Annotated in this window: 19 protein-coding genes; 1 reads left to right on the top strand and 18 read right to left on the bottom strand. The window is 45.4% G+C overall.

All coding sequences use genetic code 11. The annotated features are described in order from the left end of the window. Window positions 1-51: 51 nt before the first annotated feature. The 10 genes from B157_RS0118375 to B157_RS40285 form a co-directional block, all read right to left on the bottom strand. Window positions 52-1,830, bottom strand: a complete 1,779-nt coding sequence (locus B157_RS0118375) for a PKD domain-containing protein (protein WP_020604775.1) — start codon at window positions 1,828-1,830, stop codon at window positions 52-54. A gap of 95 nt (window positions 1,831-1,925) precedes the next feature. After that, the gene (locus B157_RS0118370; protein ID WP_020604774.1) at window positions 1,926-2,222 is read right to left on the bottom strand and encodes a hypothetical protein; all 297 of its coding nucleotides are present in this window, start codon (window positions 2,220-2,222) and stop codon (window positions 1,926-1,928) included. Between the two features lie 21 nt (window positions 2,223-2,243). Continuing rightward, the gene (locus tag B157_RS38355) at window positions 2,244-2,606 is read right to left on the bottom strand and encodes a BPSL0067 family protein (RefSeq protein ID WP_157618493.1); all 363 of its coding nucleotides are present in this window, start codon (window positions 2,604-2,606) and stop codon (window positions 2,244-2,246) included. Between the two features lie 53 nt (window positions 2,607-2,659). Further along, window positions 2,660-2,911 carry a hypothetical protein gene (locus tag B157_RS0118360; protein ID WP_020604772.1) on the bottom strand — a complete coding sequence of 84 codons (252 nt, stop codon included), beginning with the start codon at window positions 2,909-2,911 and terminating at the stop codon, window positions 2,660-2,662. Between the two features lie 37 nt (window positions 2,912-2,948). Beyond that, window positions 2,949-3,281, bottom strand: a complete 333-nt coding sequence (locus B157_RS0118355) for a hypothetical protein (RefSeq protein ID WP_020604771.1) — start codon at window positions 3,279-3,281, stop codon at window positions 2,949-2,951. Window positions 3,282-3,315: 34 nt separating this feature from the next. Further along, window positions 3,316-3,837, bottom strand: coding sequence for a DUF4123 domain-containing protein (locus tag B157_RS35665; RefSeq protein WP_084761836.1), 522 nt, complete (start codon window positions 3,835-3,837; stop codon window positions 3,316-3,318). After that, complete coding sequence (locus B157_RS0118345) at window positions 3,834-4,388, bottom strand: hypothetical protein (RefSeq protein WP_020604769.1); 555 nt, start codon at window positions 4,386-4,388, stop codon at window positions 3,834-3,836. The genes B157_RS35665 and B157_RS0118345 overlap by 4 nt, the downstream gene beginning before the upstream one ends. Window positions 4,389-4,406: 18 nt before the next feature. Continuing rightward, on the bottom strand, window positions 4,407-5,819 hold the full coding sequence (locus B157_RS0118340; RefSeq protein WP_020604768.1) for a hypothetical protein: 1,413 nt from the start codon (window positions 5,817-5,819) through the stop codon (window positions 4,407-4,409). 16 nt (window positions 5,820-5,835) lie between these two features. Continuing rightward, window positions 5,836-6,171 (bottom strand): hypothetical protein, encoded by a 336-nt coding sequence (locus B157_RS0118335; RefSeq protein ID WP_020604767.1) that lies wholly within the window; start codon window positions 6,169-6,171, stop codon window positions 5,836-5,838. Between the two features lie 18 nt (window positions 6,172-6,189). Then, entirely contained in the window at window positions 6,190-6,660 is a 471-nt protein-coding gene (locus B157_RS40285) for a PAAR domain-containing protein (RefSeq protein WP_020604766.1), read from the bottom strand. Window positions 6,661-6,748: 88 nt separating this feature from the next. Here B157_RS40285 and B157_RS0118325 point away from each other — a divergent pair, with 88 nt between their 5' ends. Further along, window positions 6,749-7,642 carry a TssN family type VI secretion system protein gene (locus B157_RS0118325; protein ID WP_020604765.1) on the top strand — a complete coding sequence of 298 codons (894 nt, stop codon included), beginning with the start codon at window positions 6,749-6,751 and terminating at the stop codon, window positions 7,640-7,642. A 64-nt stretch (window positions 7,643-7,706) separates the two neighbouring features. On the opposite strand, the gene tssD (B157_RS0118320) is transcribed toward B157_RS0118325, so the two are convergent. From tssD (B157_RS0118320) to B157_RS0118285, 8 genes are all read right to left on the bottom strand, one after another. Continuing rightward, on the bottom strand, window positions 7,707-8,132 hold the full coding sequence (gene tssD, locus B157_RS0118320; protein WP_020604764.1) for a type VI secretion system tube protein TssD: 426 nt from the start codon (window positions 8,130-8,132) through the stop codon (window positions 7,707-7,709). A 53-nt stretch (window positions 8,133-8,185) separates the two neighbouring features. Further along, window positions 8,186-9,997, bottom strand: a complete 1,812-nt coding sequence (locus B157_RS0118315; protein ID WP_020604763.1) for a type VI secretion system Vgr family protein — start codon at window positions 9,995-9,997, stop codon at window positions 8,186-8,188. Window positions 9,998-10,020: 23 nt separating this feature from the next. After that, complete coding sequence (tssD, locus tag B157_RS0118310; protein WP_020604762.1) at window positions 10,021-10,443, bottom strand: type VI secretion system tube protein TssD; 423 nt, start codon at window positions 10,441-10,443, stop codon at window positions 10,021-10,023. A 55-nt stretch (window positions 10,444-10,498) separates the two neighbouring features. Next, the gene (tssD, locus tag B157_RS0118305) at window positions 10,499-10,903 is read right to left on the bottom strand and encodes a type VI secretion system tube protein TssD (RefSeq protein WP_020604761.1); all 405 of its coding nucleotides are present in this window, start codon (window positions 10,901-10,903) and stop codon (window positions 10,499-10,501) included. A 13-nt stretch (window positions 10,904-10,916) separates the two neighbouring features. After that, complete coding sequence (locus B157_RS0118300; protein WP_020604760.1) at window positions 10,917-12,323, bottom strand: hypothetical protein; 1,407 nt, start codon at window positions 12,321-12,323, stop codon at window positions 10,917-10,919. A gap of 57 nt (window positions 12,324-12,380) precedes the next feature. After that, window positions 12,381-12,833: a type VI secretion system contractile sheath small subunit gene (locus B157_RS0118295; RefSeq protein ID WP_026308788.1), complete on the bottom strand. Its 453-nt coding sequence runs from the start codon at window positions 12,831-12,833 to the stop codon at window positions 12,381-12,383. Window positions 12,834-13,030: 197 nt separating this feature from the next. Beyond that, entirely contained in the window at window positions 13,031-14,113 is a 1,083-nt protein-coding gene (locus B157_RS0118290; protein WP_020604758.1) for a hypothetical protein, read from the bottom strand. 30 nt (window positions 14,114-14,143) lie between these two features. Beyond that, window positions 14,144-16,633, bottom strand: coding sequence for an ATP-dependent Clp protease ATP-binding subunit (locus B157_RS0118285; RefSeq protein WP_020604757.1), 2,490 nt, complete (start codon window positions 16,631-16,633; stop codon window positions 14,144-14,146). Window positions 16,634-16,775 lie beyond the last annotated feature (142 nt).

Below are 16,775 nucleotides of genomic sequence, written 5' to 3'. Positions count from 1 at the left end.
TTGAGAAATCCGAACTTAAGAATATAGTACAATTCGAACCGAAAGTGAATGTTACTTTACAATATTGCCTTTGGCATTATTAGAGTAGGTATTTGAGTCGGGGGAGTCAAGAATGAGTGTGCCAGAATACTGAGCAATTCCGGCCTCCGAGCTATTGCTGATACTACAGTTTGTTATCTTCATTCGTTTGTTGAAATTGAAGCCGGCGTACAAAATCACGTTTCCTTTGGCGGCATATAAGTACGCCGGGGCTCCTCCTCCGTAAGCCACCTCAACATAGTTCATCTCGTTACGGATATCGGTACCAGCCAGAATCCCTCCCCAAGACCCTGGTATTTTTACTTCACCCGTAAAAATGATGTGTTTATCCACTGTGCCTTTAGCAATCAAATAGCCAGCACCTATTCCAATTGCTTTGCCAGAAGCTACTTCGAATGAAGCCCCTGGTAGGATTACCAAGCCAGATTCAATGCTAAAGCCATCTGTAAATCGATATTTAGTTCCGTCTTTGAAAGGTCCCCAGGTAGTTTCTTTAGTATTACTTAGGCTACCGTATATTGCCACAAGGTTAATCCCATTACTGGAAGCAAACGTACTGGCATTGTCTAATTGCTGCACCTGAGAGGCTGGAAGTTCTAGTGGATAAAGTCCATTATTGCTAAACGCATTGTTACTAAATTCCGTCAATAGTCCATCTGTACTAACGTATACACCACGACCCTTACTATTTGTAAATGAGCAGTTTGTAGCTTTAACAGAGCTTGGTGACAAACCAATAAATTTGTCACCTGAAATATTTAGATTAGCGGCTTCACCATAATAACGGGAGAAGATACTACCTCCACCGTAGGATATTTCGACATAACTTAGTTCATTTCGAACGTCGTTTGATCCATTAAAGAGAACACCATTCCAAAAACCAGCTACCTTCTGATTACCCGTAAAGACAATGGGTTTGTCAGCAGTGCCCTTAGCTGTCAATACGCCTTTCCCATCTCCCCCGATGTACAATCCAGTGTTCTGCTTAAAGGCTACGACAACACCCGGCTCAATAGTTAGCACCCCATATACGGTAATATCCTTACAGACAATATAGTCAGGCTTAGTAGGATCCTGCACCAGGTTCTTCCAGGTCGTATTTACGCTGATCCGACCATTGTCAGGACAGACATCGATAGTAGGTGATTCATTCACGGTCACCGTCACATCGGCTGAAACAGCGGGCCAGATGCCATCCGATACCGTGAGCGTTAGTACATACTGGCCCGTTGCATCCGGCTCAAACTCGGCTTTGGCCTGTGTATCATTGGTGATGGGCAGACTGGCAGCACTACCAGCCGGACGGGTCTTGAAACTCCATTTGTATGTCAGCTTGTCTCCATCGGCATCCGCCGAAGCCGACCCATCGAGCACTACTTTGTTGCCATAAGTAGTTGTCAAAGAAGTTCCGGCACTGGCTGTGGGAGCATGCCCCGGCAGGTTGACCATCACATTGACCGTGGCCGTGGCCGACTGATTGTGGTCGTCGGTTACTAATAGGGTAATCACATAGGTACCCGTCTGGTCCGGGGTGAAATCGGCCGTGACCGAACTCATGTTCTGGATAGTGACAACGCTGTTGGCGGGTTTGGTCTTGAATGACCAAGTGTAGAGCAAAGCGGTGCCTTCAGGGTCTTTGGAGAGGGCACCACTAAGATTCACTTTCTGGCCCAGGTTAGCAGTAATGTCGGTGCCAGCATTGGCGGTGGGGGGCAGGTTGATCTCCTCTTTCTTTTTGCAACCGAGAACCAGACAAAGAAGAAGGAATGACAGGTAGAATTGGTGTTTCATAGAGTGATTATGTATGTAAAGGGTAAGACACTGATGTATCCACGAGTCAGGGGACGTTGCTGGCCAGTGGGTAAAATATGCCTGAATGGCATTAATTAAAGACCCTGCGCGAGCTTTCTGAGCTCATCCTGAGCCGACAGGTTCAGCATTGAGCAGGATACGGTTCCGTAAATAAATCCGGCCAGTGCCCCGATAACGGGTCCCGTTATTGTTCCAAATCCGGGTATGGCAACGGAACCGATTTGGGTTCCTAACAGAGCCAGCGGTGCGGCTGCGGTTATGCCCATAGTGGCGGCACAGTGTTTGGCAATTTGCCAGAGCGTTTGCTGCTCGCGGTAGGAAAGTACGCCAGCGGCCATTACTTCCCGAATAAATTGTGGTGTGGGTTCCATAAGGTTTAAGAGGGTAACTAATTATTCAACGACATAGAAGGTATCGGCATTCCTGCTATCAGATCCATTCCAGCTTACTCCTCTAAAGCGGATATATCTATAATCCACGGCAACTCCCTGATATTGATCCCATACAAAAATGCCAGTTGCATCCTGGCTATCATAAACGGCAGCATGATTTCCATGCCTATGGTTCTGGTAATGACCATGGACAAACGTAGCAATGATTGTTCCTTTGGTAATGTTAGCGCCCCTGACACGAACTCCCTGATTCCATTGTGAGGCTTGCGGCATATTAGCTGTTGCCTGCACAAACCGGACACATTCACCACCAAAAACTGATTGCCCTTGGTAGCTTTGGGGAGAATAATTGTAATAGGCCATTTTTAACAATCCTTTTAGGTTTATTACAGTGCTATTGACGAATAGAGAAAGAATTACATGAAGGGCATAGCATCACACTCCAGGTAATCACCCGCGACGAACGAGTGAAAAAGAGCCGTTCCCCGCATCGGGAAATCGACTTTCAATTCTCCACCCACAAAACCATCAGTGAGTATGTACCCTTTGGTTCCTTTGGGAAGCGGGCTAACAGCCCCGAAGCCAACGGGTAAATCTTTCGAGAGGTAAACGACGGTCCCTTTTTTAGGATTGACCCTGGAGATGGAAACATTGGTGTTGATGTACATAGTTGTGGATAGGATAAAGATTATGAGTTGAAAAAGATTAGAACAGATGATCTCTGGCAATACGAAGCGCGTAAAAGCGACCGTCCTCACTCAACGCCTGACCAATGGCCCCTGCAACGCCTGATTGAGTTTGATAGAAAAGCGTTTCCCGCCTTGATAACTCTCGTAAATTATTATCCGACCAGGGGCTTCTTAAGATTGCTTTGATTTCAGGACGATGATAAAAAGAGCCAATATCACCACTGGCTACTTCGTATTTTACCGTCCAGGCAAGGGCAGTTGAACTTAATATACGAGCAATAACAGCCCCTACTGTACCGGGACCAGCATTTTTACACTCTTCTAGAGCCTGATGACGACTGCCTGCCATGTTATGATAAGTAGATTTTGGGTTGGATTATTAACTACGATTTTGATTTTGACTTGAATATTTTTTCCAACTCCGATTTGGGTGATTTTTGTGTTCGTAGTTCCCCATTTTCTAACCAGAAGTATAGACCATACTCAGGGTCTTCGTCTTCCATAAAAAAATGCCGAACTGGTCCAAAAAACTCAACTAATTGCTGTTGATCACAGGTCGGCAGGAAAATGCGCAGAACACGAGGATCATAAAAACGGAAGCATAGTTCCCGACCGTCTTCAGTCTTTACCAACAAAAATTTCCGAAAGTGCTGATATACATCTTTAGCTGGAACTGGCGATTGCAAAAAAATACCCCATGAATTCCCCCAACCCTTCTCAGTAAACCAAGGGCCAAATGGGGTATTTTTATAAACGGAAAAAATGTAAGGAGCAAATTCGGCTAAATACTCCTCACTTTGCCCTTTGTAGAGAGAAGAATGCTCTTTATTTAACTCTTTTGCTTCTTTCATAATACTACCCATTCGGGCCGCATCGAGCAGAAGGTGGGTAGTAGTCTGTCTCATAGATAGCGCATTATCCAATCAAGAAATTCATGACCTTCTTGAATATAATAATTTCGCAATTCAATTGGGGCACTTTTAAAATAGGATTTGATAATTTGGATAACTCTCTTAATTTCAACTATATCTACTGCAGTAGAAGAAGTATTTTCCATCCATTGGTGCGCTAGTAGTTCAGAAATGCAATAATAATATTCTTCTAAGTGTTCTTGAGATCGATGTGTCTGTAAGTAGTAATTAGGGAAATTAATCGGGTGTTCAAAAATTTTATCATATGAATTAGATATACCCTCCTTAGTAGACTCTAATTCTATATGGGTTATATCTAAATTTGGGTATTTAATAAGAAATTTAACGAAAGGGTAATATACATTCTGTAGTGTATTGTTTCCTGGCGCGTCGTAAAAAGTATATCCTACATTGACAATATTATTTTTAGTTGGCAATGGTAATAAAATGAGCCCGTTAAAGTCCTGAACTTGTTTATAAAAATTGTCTACATATAACGCCTTTATAGCTTTTACAGCCCAATTTGGATCATCGGAAATGAACATATTCTTAATTTTTAAAGATTAATGACAATCAGGATTAATAGGTTTATCAGATACAACCAGTTTATACTCAGCAACTGTATTATTTCGAGATGCATCATTCATACTTTTTTCTAAGTCGCTAACTTTCATATAATACATTCTACCTGTACCTGTATCATTTATAAGCACATGAGTTAAATTTTTATTTTCATCGAACTTTCCATCTGCAATCATTACCGAATGTATTCCCACCATTTGCTGGCCTTTTTTGGCAGTTACGTTACCATCTGCATCTGTTTGGTCTTTTGATAGTGTCCATGGGTTAGGTATGATTGGTTTATTATTTTCGTCATAAACTGGATCTAACAAGGCTGTCTGTGTAACTACAATGACAGGCTTATTTTCTTTCAAAGCTGTTTCAATATTTCCAATAGTTGGATCTTTTAGACTAGTACTTATGGCGGCCTTTGGATTTTCAGGAGATTGCATTATTTTTTGTTGTTGCGCAGGAAAAGCACCTCCAGTACTGCTGGTTGTTATTATTTTACCATTATCTAAATATTTGTCTCTATTTACAGTTGAATAATATTTGCCGATGGTTTTATCTTTTTCAAGTTCTATACCTATATTCTTCGTGCTACCAATCTTGTCGATAGTATTTACTTCATCTGCATTTAATCCAGATTTTCTACGTCTGTTTATGTCTTCTGGTTTATCTGTTGGTAATGACAGCTTAGCATTACCATCTTTTAAGGCTTTTTTTAATTGTCTGGCTTCATCATTCTTTTCACACGTAACCAATTCCATCATTTGATTTGCTGACTGAATACCGCAGTTTCCAAAACTTTGTTGCCCTGGAAATACCGCCTTTACTCTAGCTAATTTATCTCGACGGCTTTTAAGCTGACAATATGTACAGGGTTCACTTATATTATTATTAGTAGGAAAAGCGTCCTGTACTTTTTGTTTTAAATTTGTGTACTCTTTGGCTTTTTGATCATTTTTCTCTTTCGCAATCTGTTCTTCACTTTGTCTATCCTTATTGATCTTTATTGCTAAGTCCCTATTTTTTCTAGAGTCTAAGTACTTTTTTTTATCCGCTTCAGACCATGATCTTATATCTATTATATTTTTTTTTGAATCATATGTACCGGGATATTTTTGTGCAAAATCTTGTTTGAGCTTTTCATGGTATTTGTTCCAATCGGATGCATTTTTATAACTCTCGGTTGTTTTTAATTTTACTAGTTCATAAGCATCATAATCCTTCCTGTATTGTTGTCCAGTCTCTTTGAGAATTTTCAAGTCATTATAACGTTTTGATAGATTAACTTTTGCATCGCTTATTTTTTTTTGATCTAAAGCATCAACAGGATTCATCTGTTTGATTTTTTGATATTGCTGCTCAATTTGGCTAAGCCTACGATCTACAGTATCATAAAAGTCGACCATTTTTTTTGCTTTAAAACTAAAAAATAAGATTACCTACAGAATCCAATCTATTTTGCGCAGTTATCGATCTATCCTTAAACCTGTCGGTTATTTTTTTATTTTCAGAATTTTCATCGAAATCATCACCTAACTCCATACAAAATAGTACGAATAGGGCTACATGCTGTTCCCGCACGAACCCATATTGTCGGGCTTTCTCTACTAAGGTGGTCAACCGTTGTCGTATTTGAATTGGATCTTCCAATAAAACCTCCTCAGGATATTGTTCTCCTACGAGAATTATCAACTGATTAATGAACTTAGCTTTAGCAGGTTCAGCCAGTTGGCTTAGTTGAGATTTCTTTAATACCATTATTTGTAAAAGGATGGGTTAAGTACATACTTCAACGAGTGCAGTACCAGCTTGCGCTGCTTGCGAAAGTGCTGCCATCTGAGCAACCGCCTTAGCTCGTTCAATGGGTACACTATTCATGAACTTAGCTATCGTTAGGTCAGTCATGTTGAGAATCATTTCGACCATGCCACCCATTCCCATGCCAAAATCACCAATCAACACCGTTGGGCATCCCATTGTGATTACTCCGCCGTGAGCCGTGTTATCACCCATGCGGGCTGCGGGGCGGCCACCAATCAAAACCGTGAATGAGCCGCGTACAATAACATCAGGTGGACCGACGCACAGGCACATGTTACCCATGGTGGCGGCTGGCATACCCCCGATGAATACGGTTGGAACGCCAGGGGGTAAAACCGGACCGCCAACGTGCGGTATCGGGGGTAAGCCGGGCGTTACCATCGGGCACGTATGCATGTCGCCAACGCGGGCTGCGGGTTGTCCCATTTTGGTTAGTTTTTTTTAAGCAACTAATTGACTTATAGCGTAAGTCGCTTATTTTTGAAACAAGTTCTACTTTAACTATTCACACCTCATGTTCCGACCAAATCTGGAGTCAGAAGCCAGTTCGCTGACCAATCGCGCCGTTAGTGATGTTCGTAGTAGCCTGTTACGAAATAAGACCATCACCCACACTCTTCTGTACGTTTTAGTTACGTTCTTCATCTTTGTTGCCGTAGGCTATCTGGGCCATTTGATTGCTCACAGTGTACTGTCGCCGGAGAGCGACGTGAGTTTCTGGACCTACACCCTCATTCTTACCGTTGTGTTTCTGCTGGGCATGGTACACGTAAGCAGTATGCGGGCGTTTATGCCCTGGATAAAACCAAACGACTACATGCAGGGGGGGCTTATAACGCTGCTGATGGGTATCATTGGCGTGGCAGCCATTTACATCCTGTCGTTCTCGCCCGGTCTTTTTCAGATACTGGCCGACCAGGAATTCAAAGCCAATGTCCGACCGCTGGTTAGTACCCTGCTCATTTTTCCGCTACCCTTTTTGATTCAATGGGCGTATGAGAACTACGATGCCATTCCGCCCAAAATCTTTAAAAAATGGCGCTACAATCCATTGCTCCAGATGCCTGCCCTAACCGAATCCGAGTTCAAGCGGACAACCAGTGTGATCTTCGTGCTGGACATAAAATACAGCGAACGCAACTCGTACGATATTCGCTCTTTCATTCCCGATGCGATGAACGTTGGCGATGGCTTCCAGTTTTCGCTCGATGAGCACAATGAAGATGAACCCAGTCGCAAAATCGAAATTCGGTCATCGCCCAGAAGTTACTTCGAATGGCACTTTTTCGTACAGCGCCCCTGGTATCGTAAAAATCTTTACATCGACCCGGACCGTACCTGTCGCGAAAATCATTTGCTCAACGGTATCCGTATCCTGGCCCGTCGGCTACCCCTGGTAGCAAAGTAAGCAACCGAGCGAAAACGTATTCATCCCCGTAAGGCTCGAATACGTTTTCGCTCGGTTATGCTGGTTACGCCTTATCGTCCCACTTGTTATCATGTTCGGCACCACTAAAGCTGATTTTCTCGGCAGAGATCGTCAAGGTCAGCGTCATGGATGGACGTTCAGGATAGGAAGGGTCGGGCGTTTTGTCGAACCGCTCGGCAAAGCTGACACAACGGGCTTTCTGAAACTTAATTTCTTTTAACGTCGATTTCTTTTCGTCAAGAAATTTGATTTCCCCGTCGGACTCTTTGTAGGAGTTCGCCATCCAGTCGGCAAGGGCAGAATCGGTGTCACTCGACACGATTTCAACGGTAATTGTTCCGCCCTGGGTAATAGAGGAAGGGCGACCTTTCTGGTCAATAGACCGGCGAAGTTCATAAAAACACTTCTGGACTTCGGTGTCGGCGATACCTGCGACGTTAAAATAAGCGGCAATAGCGGATGCTGGCATACTAAATTATTGTTTTAGGGTGGAACTATGTTTGTTTGAAAAATTGGTTTTGCTTACGAATTGATTTTTACCATCGGTGCCTTTATATCGACCATTCCATTGCCACTTACCTCGACCGTGGTTCCTTTTACTTCGGTTTTTAACCCCGATGAAATGGATGCTTCCTGTTGTGCACTGGCGGCTATTTTCATGGCTCCCAGTTTAATTTCATTAGTAGCGGACATATCCGTTTTTGTCGACGATGTTTTTAGATCCTTCTGGATGTTGACGGTCATATTTTTAGCATTCATCTCAATGCTTTCTTTGGCCGTCATCTTAATGTTTTTAGCCTCCAGTTGAATTAAGCCTTCGGTATGAAGTGTAATGGTTCCATCGCCTTTGAACGAAATGTGCAGGTTGGTTCCCTTTTTATTGGCGTTGGTGATGAACACTTCCTGCTCGCCGGGCTTGTCTTTCAGTACTATCTTGTTGCCACCCTTTGTGCGGATAATCTTCTGTAAATTATCGTCAAACCAGTAACTGGTACTGGGCGACTTATGATAGATACTGCCCACTACCAGCGGAAAATCGACGTGATTGGCCTCGTAGCTGATGATGACCTGATCGTCCTTTTCGGGAATGAACAACATGCCCCGGTCGCTGCCCGTATAAGGGAAGGCGACCCGTATCCACGACGACTTACCATACAGTTGGTTGGGCCAGTGAAACTGCACTTTTACGCGGCCTAGTTTGAGTGGATCTTCGTTGGTAATGACGGTCGCAATTTCGGGCAGTGCCACCGGCATACGGGCGTGGGGGTTGCGTGGAGGAAATGCAGCGGCATCGGGAATAGCCTCAAAAAAATTCTCGTAGTTCCCGATGTTGTCAACGGTGTGGGTAATGTGCGTGATGCGGTATTTCCCAACCGGCACCTGTTCAAATTGCTTCAGGCTGTTGAGCTTCTGCCCCGTTACATTGACCATCACGCCAATACTCAGGTTAGGGTTTTCGCCTGATCCCTGAAACCGGACCAAATCGGCCGCATTGGACGCGTTCAATGCCTGAATAGCACTATCGAGTTGCCCCTGGGCCTGAACGTCTTTCAACGGCCACAGTTGTGCTGGCTGGCCGAATAAACTCTGCGACTGCCCAAAAGCAAACGAACCAAACTGACCCAAATCAACCTGCGAGCTACCGCTGCTGTAATATTCGTGCTTCACGTAATTATAATGCAACATGCCAAAGCGGGTGGGCTTAAGGCCTATTGCCATATCGAAATGCTGCACCCCATCCACAACGAAGGGCTGCGTAACGGTACCAGGTTTGCCAATAACTAGCTGCGTACCGTCGTAGTAGAACCACTCGCCGTATTCGGCCGCCAGGCGGCTCATAAAATCAAAATTACTTTCGTCGTACTGCGCCTTGTAATTCAGCTTTTCCTTGTTTTTGGGACTTACGCTGCTGGCCAGAATATTTGATGGATAGTCAAATAAAATCCCACTAAAAATTTCACCCAGTGATTGCACCTGAAACGTACGACGCTGGGTACCATCTTCCAGCAAAATCGTTGGACTGTGTCCTTTTATGATGTAGGAGTTCACCATCTCGCTGTCGTTATGCAACACTAATTCGGTTACAACTCCCTTAAACTCAAAATTATGCGGAACATTTTTATAAAAGGGCTTGAAGCTAATTGAAATAGGTTTCCCGCACAGTCGCTGATGGGCAGACTGGAAGAAAAATGCTCCCTTGCCCTCTATATCCTCAATGGGCACAACGATTTCAAACGTATGGTGCGTAAACATCGACTGATCGATGCGCAGGTGCGTGAAATGTTTGAGAACTTCACCACCAACCGAAACGTTTACTGTAACCTGTTGAGCCATTGTTATGGTTTTTTGCGGTGGAGCTATTGAGCATCACGTCGCCAATCCAGCCACTGATTGTCGTGGAGCATACCATTCAGTTCCATTTTGGCTGCTGTCAGGCCCAAATCGAACGTATAGGCAGAATCGATTCCATCGTGAGGGGTAAAGATTTCCCGGTACGAAACGCAGTAGCACTGTTCGAATGTCAGTGTCTTGAGCGTTTTGTTGGTGAGGTCTTTAAAGACGATTTTACCGTTGTAGGCTAAATCGGGGCGAATAGCCCAATCGGTGAGTGTAGCATAATCGTTCCCCACCAGTGAAATCCGAATCAAACCACTGCGAACCCCAGCCGACGGGCGGCCTCTAGGGTCGGTCGGCTGGGTGAGGTGGTATTCGCAGGTTAGTACCCGAAAGGGGGGCATTTTTCCAGCAACGTAAAAATCGGCGGCAAACGAAGCTGCCATGGTGTGAATGGATAGTGTGAGTAGTATAAAACTTGTTAAAATTCGGTGTCCGTTCTTAACTAACGGACTCTGGCCAGCGATTATCCAGAATGATTCCACCCACGGTTATTGTTTCCGGTGAAATCGTGATAATCGTGACCATATGTGTACTGGACGTGGTTGCATCGAATCGCTCCAGCAAATCGACGCAATAAGCATTTTTAAACTCCAGTTTCTTCAGCGAAATCTGCTGATTCATATCGTAGAAGACAATGTTACCATCCAGTTTTTTGTCTGGATTGGCCATCCATTCGGCTACTTCATTGTTGTCGGTCGAGTTAAACTCAACCGTAATTTTTCCACCCCTTGTCAATGATGCCGGTCTCCCCAGCGAATCAACAGCCTGATTGATATCAAAATAGACGTAGTTGACAAGTGTAGAAAAATTACCGACATTAAACCGGGCGCTAAATGAAGGCATAGCCGTTTATGAATTACCGTTGGGCAACATCCCCTTTAAAGTCACCACGACGACCTGTGTTCTCGTCCCGACCGCGTTCGCCGTGTAACCCGATGACGAAGGTTTTGGCCGGGAAGAACGGTGTAATGTTGATGTCCACGAAAATGCGGTCTTTCTGAATGGGGTCCTGACGAAACTGCGGAGCCTCAAAACGCTCAATGATTTTACCCGGCCCTTTGATCTGATCCAGAAACTGAATAATTTCTTCCGTAATCTCGCGTTCAATTTTACCACTCCAGTTTTCCATTGCCCGCTTATTAAGAAAGCACATGAGCACTTTCATAATCCAGTCGAAAACCCGAACGACCGAGTATGTTTTCAGGCCGATATTGGAGCCACTGTAAAGCGTTTTACCTGAAAAGGCAATGACTTTTCCGAATTCTTTCGTGAGCGGAATCAGCCCCTGATTTTCCAGTTCACCCACTTCGGTTTTCAACAAATCGAAGCGTGCTCCATCTACATCTTCAAGGGAGCCGTACTGGTAACCGGCCGATACCTGAGAAATCAAGTTCATGTACATTTTTCCGGCAATGGCCGATGATGGATTCACGTACAGGTCGTCCAGTTCTTCGAGATCTTCGTATTTTCCCCGGCCCACAATTGGGTTACAGGCCATCAGCACATTTGACAGGCGGCCTTCATCGGCGGCCAGTTTTTCGCGCTGAAACTCTTTGAGTGTTTCTTTGAGCGAATCTAAATTCTGGTAATCCGTTACGAGCATCACCTTGTGGTCATAAGCAATCTTGGCCCAGCCGTCAACCGCCCGTTTACTGCCCAAATAGCCCGGAATAACCATCAGCGAATAACTCTCGCGTAAATCGAACCGGTTATACACTTTATGGATTTCGTTTTTGATATGCTCGATTGTCTCGGCGTTGGTCGGATCTGCTGGATTGAGTTGTTCTAATGCGGCATTCGTGAAAACGATATTCCGAATTTTAAGCCCGCTTGTTTCGGCATTCTTAAAGAATAGATCGACTCCTTTGTAGGTACTTTCCATATCGCGGATTTCACTGACAACGGTAGATAGATTGTCTTTGTAAAGTTTTTCGGTTGCTTTGAATTTATCGTCTACCTCTTTGGCAAGGTCCATCACCGAAATCCCCTCTTTGCTAAGCATTTCTTTCCAGAGCTTGAGCCGGTCTTTGAGCACTTTCCGATCCTCTTTGCGTGATTCGTCGGTCAGAAAAATGCTCTTGCGGGCTTTGCGTTCAGGACTAAAGATCTCGCTTCCGTCAATACTGGTTTCCAGAAGTTTAAACCCTCCAAGCCGCATCTGCTGTAGTTGGGTAATTTGCTGTTCGATGGGTACAGCAGGAGTAGTCGATTCACGTTCGCGTACGGGTTTTCCCGCCGACGTACTTTTCTCAGCCTCAGCCATTTTAGTGAAAGAGTAAAGGATTTGTCAGATAGAAACAATTATAGGTTGTGCAATGGTCTAGGAAACTTCTTCAAGTTCGTCGATCATTTGCTGAACCATATCAAGCACAATTTGCTTTGCCTGGGGATTTTGTAAGGCCGTCTGGAGTAATTTGTTAGACCGAAGGTGACGGTCCAATTTTTGCAGGTTGCGCATCTGCGCCGATAATTCACGCAGTAAAGGGCTTTGCTCAACTAAACCCTCCTGGGAGAAATCGCCCATTTTACGAAACTCGAATGTTTCCGTAGCAGGAGCCCCTTCCTGGTCATACATCATGACGGATGATTCGGGCTTGTAATAGTTCAGCACATCGTTAACCGATTCCAGCCCTTCGACTGCGTCGGGTTCCTGCGCCATCTCATCGTTAAATTTGCCAACGTAGAGCGTTTTGTTCTGACTGATTGGGGAAAGACTGGGAGGGATATCTTTGTAGGCTGCCCACGCGCCGGGCATATTCATTGTTGGCTGCATAACCTAAAATGTTGTGGATAATTGATTAAGAATCAATAATAAAGGGAGTTTTTCAGTTTTGCAAACATTAGGTGAAAAAAGTACAAGGGTTCTGTGTAAACGGTAGATAATGGCGTTTTACTTCGTTCAGTAAACGGATAAAAATAATCGATTCTCGATTCCTATCAACAGGATATAGGTCCAATTCGATTGTCCACTTACGGGGTTGGTCTGTAATCATCCCCCCGATAATCTGACCGGAGAACAGTCCCCTCAGAATAACTGCCATCACCAAAACGTATGCCGATTGTTCCTACTATGTCATTCGGGTTGGGCTTAATGGCTGTCTGCGAATTCGTCACGTTAGCACCTGATTGCTTTTCCAGTGCCTTCGTTAGGGGTTCATTTACTTTTGGAGTTTTGACTACTTTGTCATATAGTGAATTGCCACTATCGTACAAAGAGTCACCAATTACTTCACCCACCTTCTCGCCGACTGTGTCTCCTGAATAGGCACAAATGGCAATCAGTAATAGGGTGACCGGTACAGCAATCGGAGCTGCCACAATCTCGGCGGTAACCAATGCGGCCCCTGCCATAGTTGCCAACATTACCCCTCCTTTCTGTCCCAGTTCGCCCCCGGCGAATCCCCCACTTTTTCGGCTGGCTTTTTTATAATCGCCTTCTTGTGCTGCTTCTGTGATTTCCTTAATCTTTATGCCTTTTTCAACATAATCGAAGGTCTTAAGTACTTTCCCTGCCGCTCCTGCCCCTTTTTGTAGAACACCAACTACCTGGGTTGAGCGATAAGCCATTTTGGAAGCGGGCTTTGACGCTTTAATTACTGAGTCCTTTATTACAGTGGGTTTTACTCGATTACTGACTGGGCTTTGGTAGGTCTCGTAGCGATGTAGTGGCTCGACAAATGTTTTTCCATCACGTTTTATTTTTTGGCTAACTGTAAGTACGTTAATAGAGTCTTTCCGGAATAAACCTTGCCTAGTATGGGAGTCAATCGAAAAATGTTCTCCAAACGCATGCGAAATTTCTTTTGCTTTACTCCCATGCTGTATGGCCTTCTCAGCCGTTGGGAGGTATTTTTTCAACTCCGTTTCAGAAACACGAGCACCGTCTATAGTTACTGATACTTTCTTATCATCAGGATTAACGGTAACGACTGCATAGGAATGAAGACAGTTGTTAGGAACATATTGAGTTGATAAGCATTCATTTGTCAATGCGTTGATATAATCAATTCGCATAGAAAATGCCAAAGGATCAGTAAGGCAGTAATTATCCATAAGTATCGCTATCAATTTAAGATTACCTTCCTACTTCACCTCCCACTTCAACTCCTTCGTCTCTGGATCCAGATCAATTTTCAGGGTCTGGTCTTTGCTCAATTCGCCCGAAATAATCATTTGCGAAATAGGGCGACGGAGTTGGCTTCGTATAACACCTTTTAGGGGACGCGCTCCGTATCGGGGGGAAAACCCGGTGAGGGCCAGGTGCTCGCGGGCGGGTTCTGTCAAATCGAGCGTAATGCCCTGCTTCGTCAACAAGCCAGTCAGGCTCCGTAGGTGAATGTCGAAGATGCGTACGACATTCTGCTCGCTGATGGGGGCGAAGGGCACAATTTCGGTTAGACGGGCCAAGAATTCGGGGCGGAAATGCCGGGACATAATATCCATCAGGTCGTTAGCCGCCGGGATTTTATTCTCACCAAATTCCTTGACAATAAACTCGCTGCCTATGTTTGACGTAAACAGGATGACAGCGTTTGAAAAATCACCTTCTTTGCCCAACCGGTCATGGAGTTTACCTTCATCCAGGATTTGCAGGAAAATATCGAATACCGACGGGTGGGCTTTCTCAATCTCATCGAACAGAACGACGGAGTACGGTTTTTCGCGAATCTTATTGACCAGCAAACCACCCTGTTCGTAACCCACATACCCCGGAGGTGCGCCATAAAGCAGGGCTGCCGAATGCTCTTCCTTAAACTCCGACATATCGAAGCGAATCAGAAATGATTCGTCGTTGAACAGAAAGTCGGCCAGTGCTTTAGCCAGTTCTGTTTTACCCGTACCCGTTGGACCCAGTAGAAAAAAAGCACCAATGGGTTGTTTGCCACCCGTTAGGCCCGCTCGGGATTCGAGGATGGCAGCGGCCAGGGATTTCACGGCGTGGTCCTGACCCACTACACGTTTCCGCAGAATATCGCCCATTGTCATGAGCCGCTCACGCTCACTCGATTGGAGTTTGCCCAGCGGGATGCCCGTTTTGGCCGCAATCATGGCCGCAATATCCTGCTTACTAACGGTTTCCTGTCTGACTTCGGCCAGGGGAAGCAGTTGCGTTATCCGGGCCGTCAGATAATCGCGGAGTACCTCAGCCAGTTCAATCGTATCAGGCTGGGTATCGTCTTCCAACTGTTGCTGTAAAATAGGATTGACTTTGTTTTGCATCTGCCGCAACAACCACCGGTATTCATCCAGTTGATCGGCTTCTGTCTGTTCCGCTACTTTCGTAGTGAGTGAAATCAGATCCTGCTGGAGGGTAGTCAGGTCGGTGTGTGCCCGTTCGCCAATGGTTCGTATGGCGGCCATGGTGCGGTCGAGCAGATCGACGGCCGCATCGGGAAGGCGCCGATCTTTTATGTACCGGCTGGCTAATCGAACGGCTTCTCCAGCCACATCGGAGTCTGCCTTTAGTTTATGGTGCTCTTCAAAATAAGGGAGAACGTTAGCCACCATACGTCGAGCGGTGGTGAGGTCGGGTTCGGGAACGGGCAGCAACTCAAACCGTCGGCTAAACGCTTCATCTTTCTCAACGTACAGTCGGAACTCGTCCAGTGTTGTGGCGCCAATAACGGTCAGTTCGCCCCGGGCCAGTTCTGGTTTCAACAACTGGGCAACACCCGTACCCAGTGTGCCGTTGGGATTCAGCAGAATGTGAATTTCGTCGATGAACAAAATTGCCTTGTCGAATGCCTTGATTTCTTTGAGCACTTTTTTCAGGCGATCTTCTACTTCGCCTTTGTAGGAGGCACCAGCAGCTAAAGACCCTAAATCCAGTTCAAACAGTTGAGAGTTCTGTAAGGAAGCCGGTACTTCGCTGGCGATGAGTGCCTGGGCGAAGCCTTCGATAAGAGCCGTTTTACCAACGCCCGGTTCGCCAACCAGCATAACATTGGGTTTCAGCCGCCGAACCAGAATTTCAATCATTAACCGAAGCTCCTTGTCCCGGCCAATGATACTATCGAACTTACCCTCCCGGGCCAGGTCCGTTTTGTTGGTGCAGAATTTATAGAGTGCCGAATCGCCCGACGAAGCAGGCGCGTCCGTCCCATTCTGACCCGGCTGGGCATTGGCGGGCTGAATAGCGGCCATAACTGCCCGGTCATCTACAGCGGCATCGAGCAGTTCTTTCTGATTGAGCGGCAGTGATTTGAGTTGATCGGCCGTAAAGGCAACGCCCGCTTTCAGCAAAGCGGCCATCACATGAAGTGGCTCAACACTCATGGCCGATACCTGGAGGGCCACCAGTTCGGCCAGTTTCATTGCCTGTTGTACATTGCCATCGCCAGAAGGCTCATTGGACAGCTTCCCCGACTTTGGCAATAGTTCAAGCCGGTAATCAGCCCAGTCGCGCAGAAAGTAAATGTCTTTACCCAGATTGGCCAGCCAGGAAGCAAATCCTACGTCATTATGTAGCAGGCCCAGCATTAAATGAGGTGGAGCAATTGTTTCGTGCTGATGCTCTTTGGCGATGGCTTGTGCAATCTGGACAGCCTCTTTGGTCGATTCGGCGAGATTCATAAATTTTGTGAAACGTGTGGATAACAGGTATTTCGCCCTGAAAGTATAGAAAAGTCAGCAAGAAAACGAAGGTTTTTACTGTTGTTTATTTTCCGTTAAAAATTCTACCGATTTTAAGTACTTCCCGGTCAATTTCCAGGCG

This window comes from Spirosoma spitsbergense DSM 19989 (assembly GCF_000374085.1).
GTDB lineage: Bacteria > Bacteroidota > Bacteroidia > Cytophagales > Spirosomataceae > Spirosoma > Spirosoma spitsbergense.
This window is presented reverse-complemented; position numbering and strand designations above follow the sequence as displayed.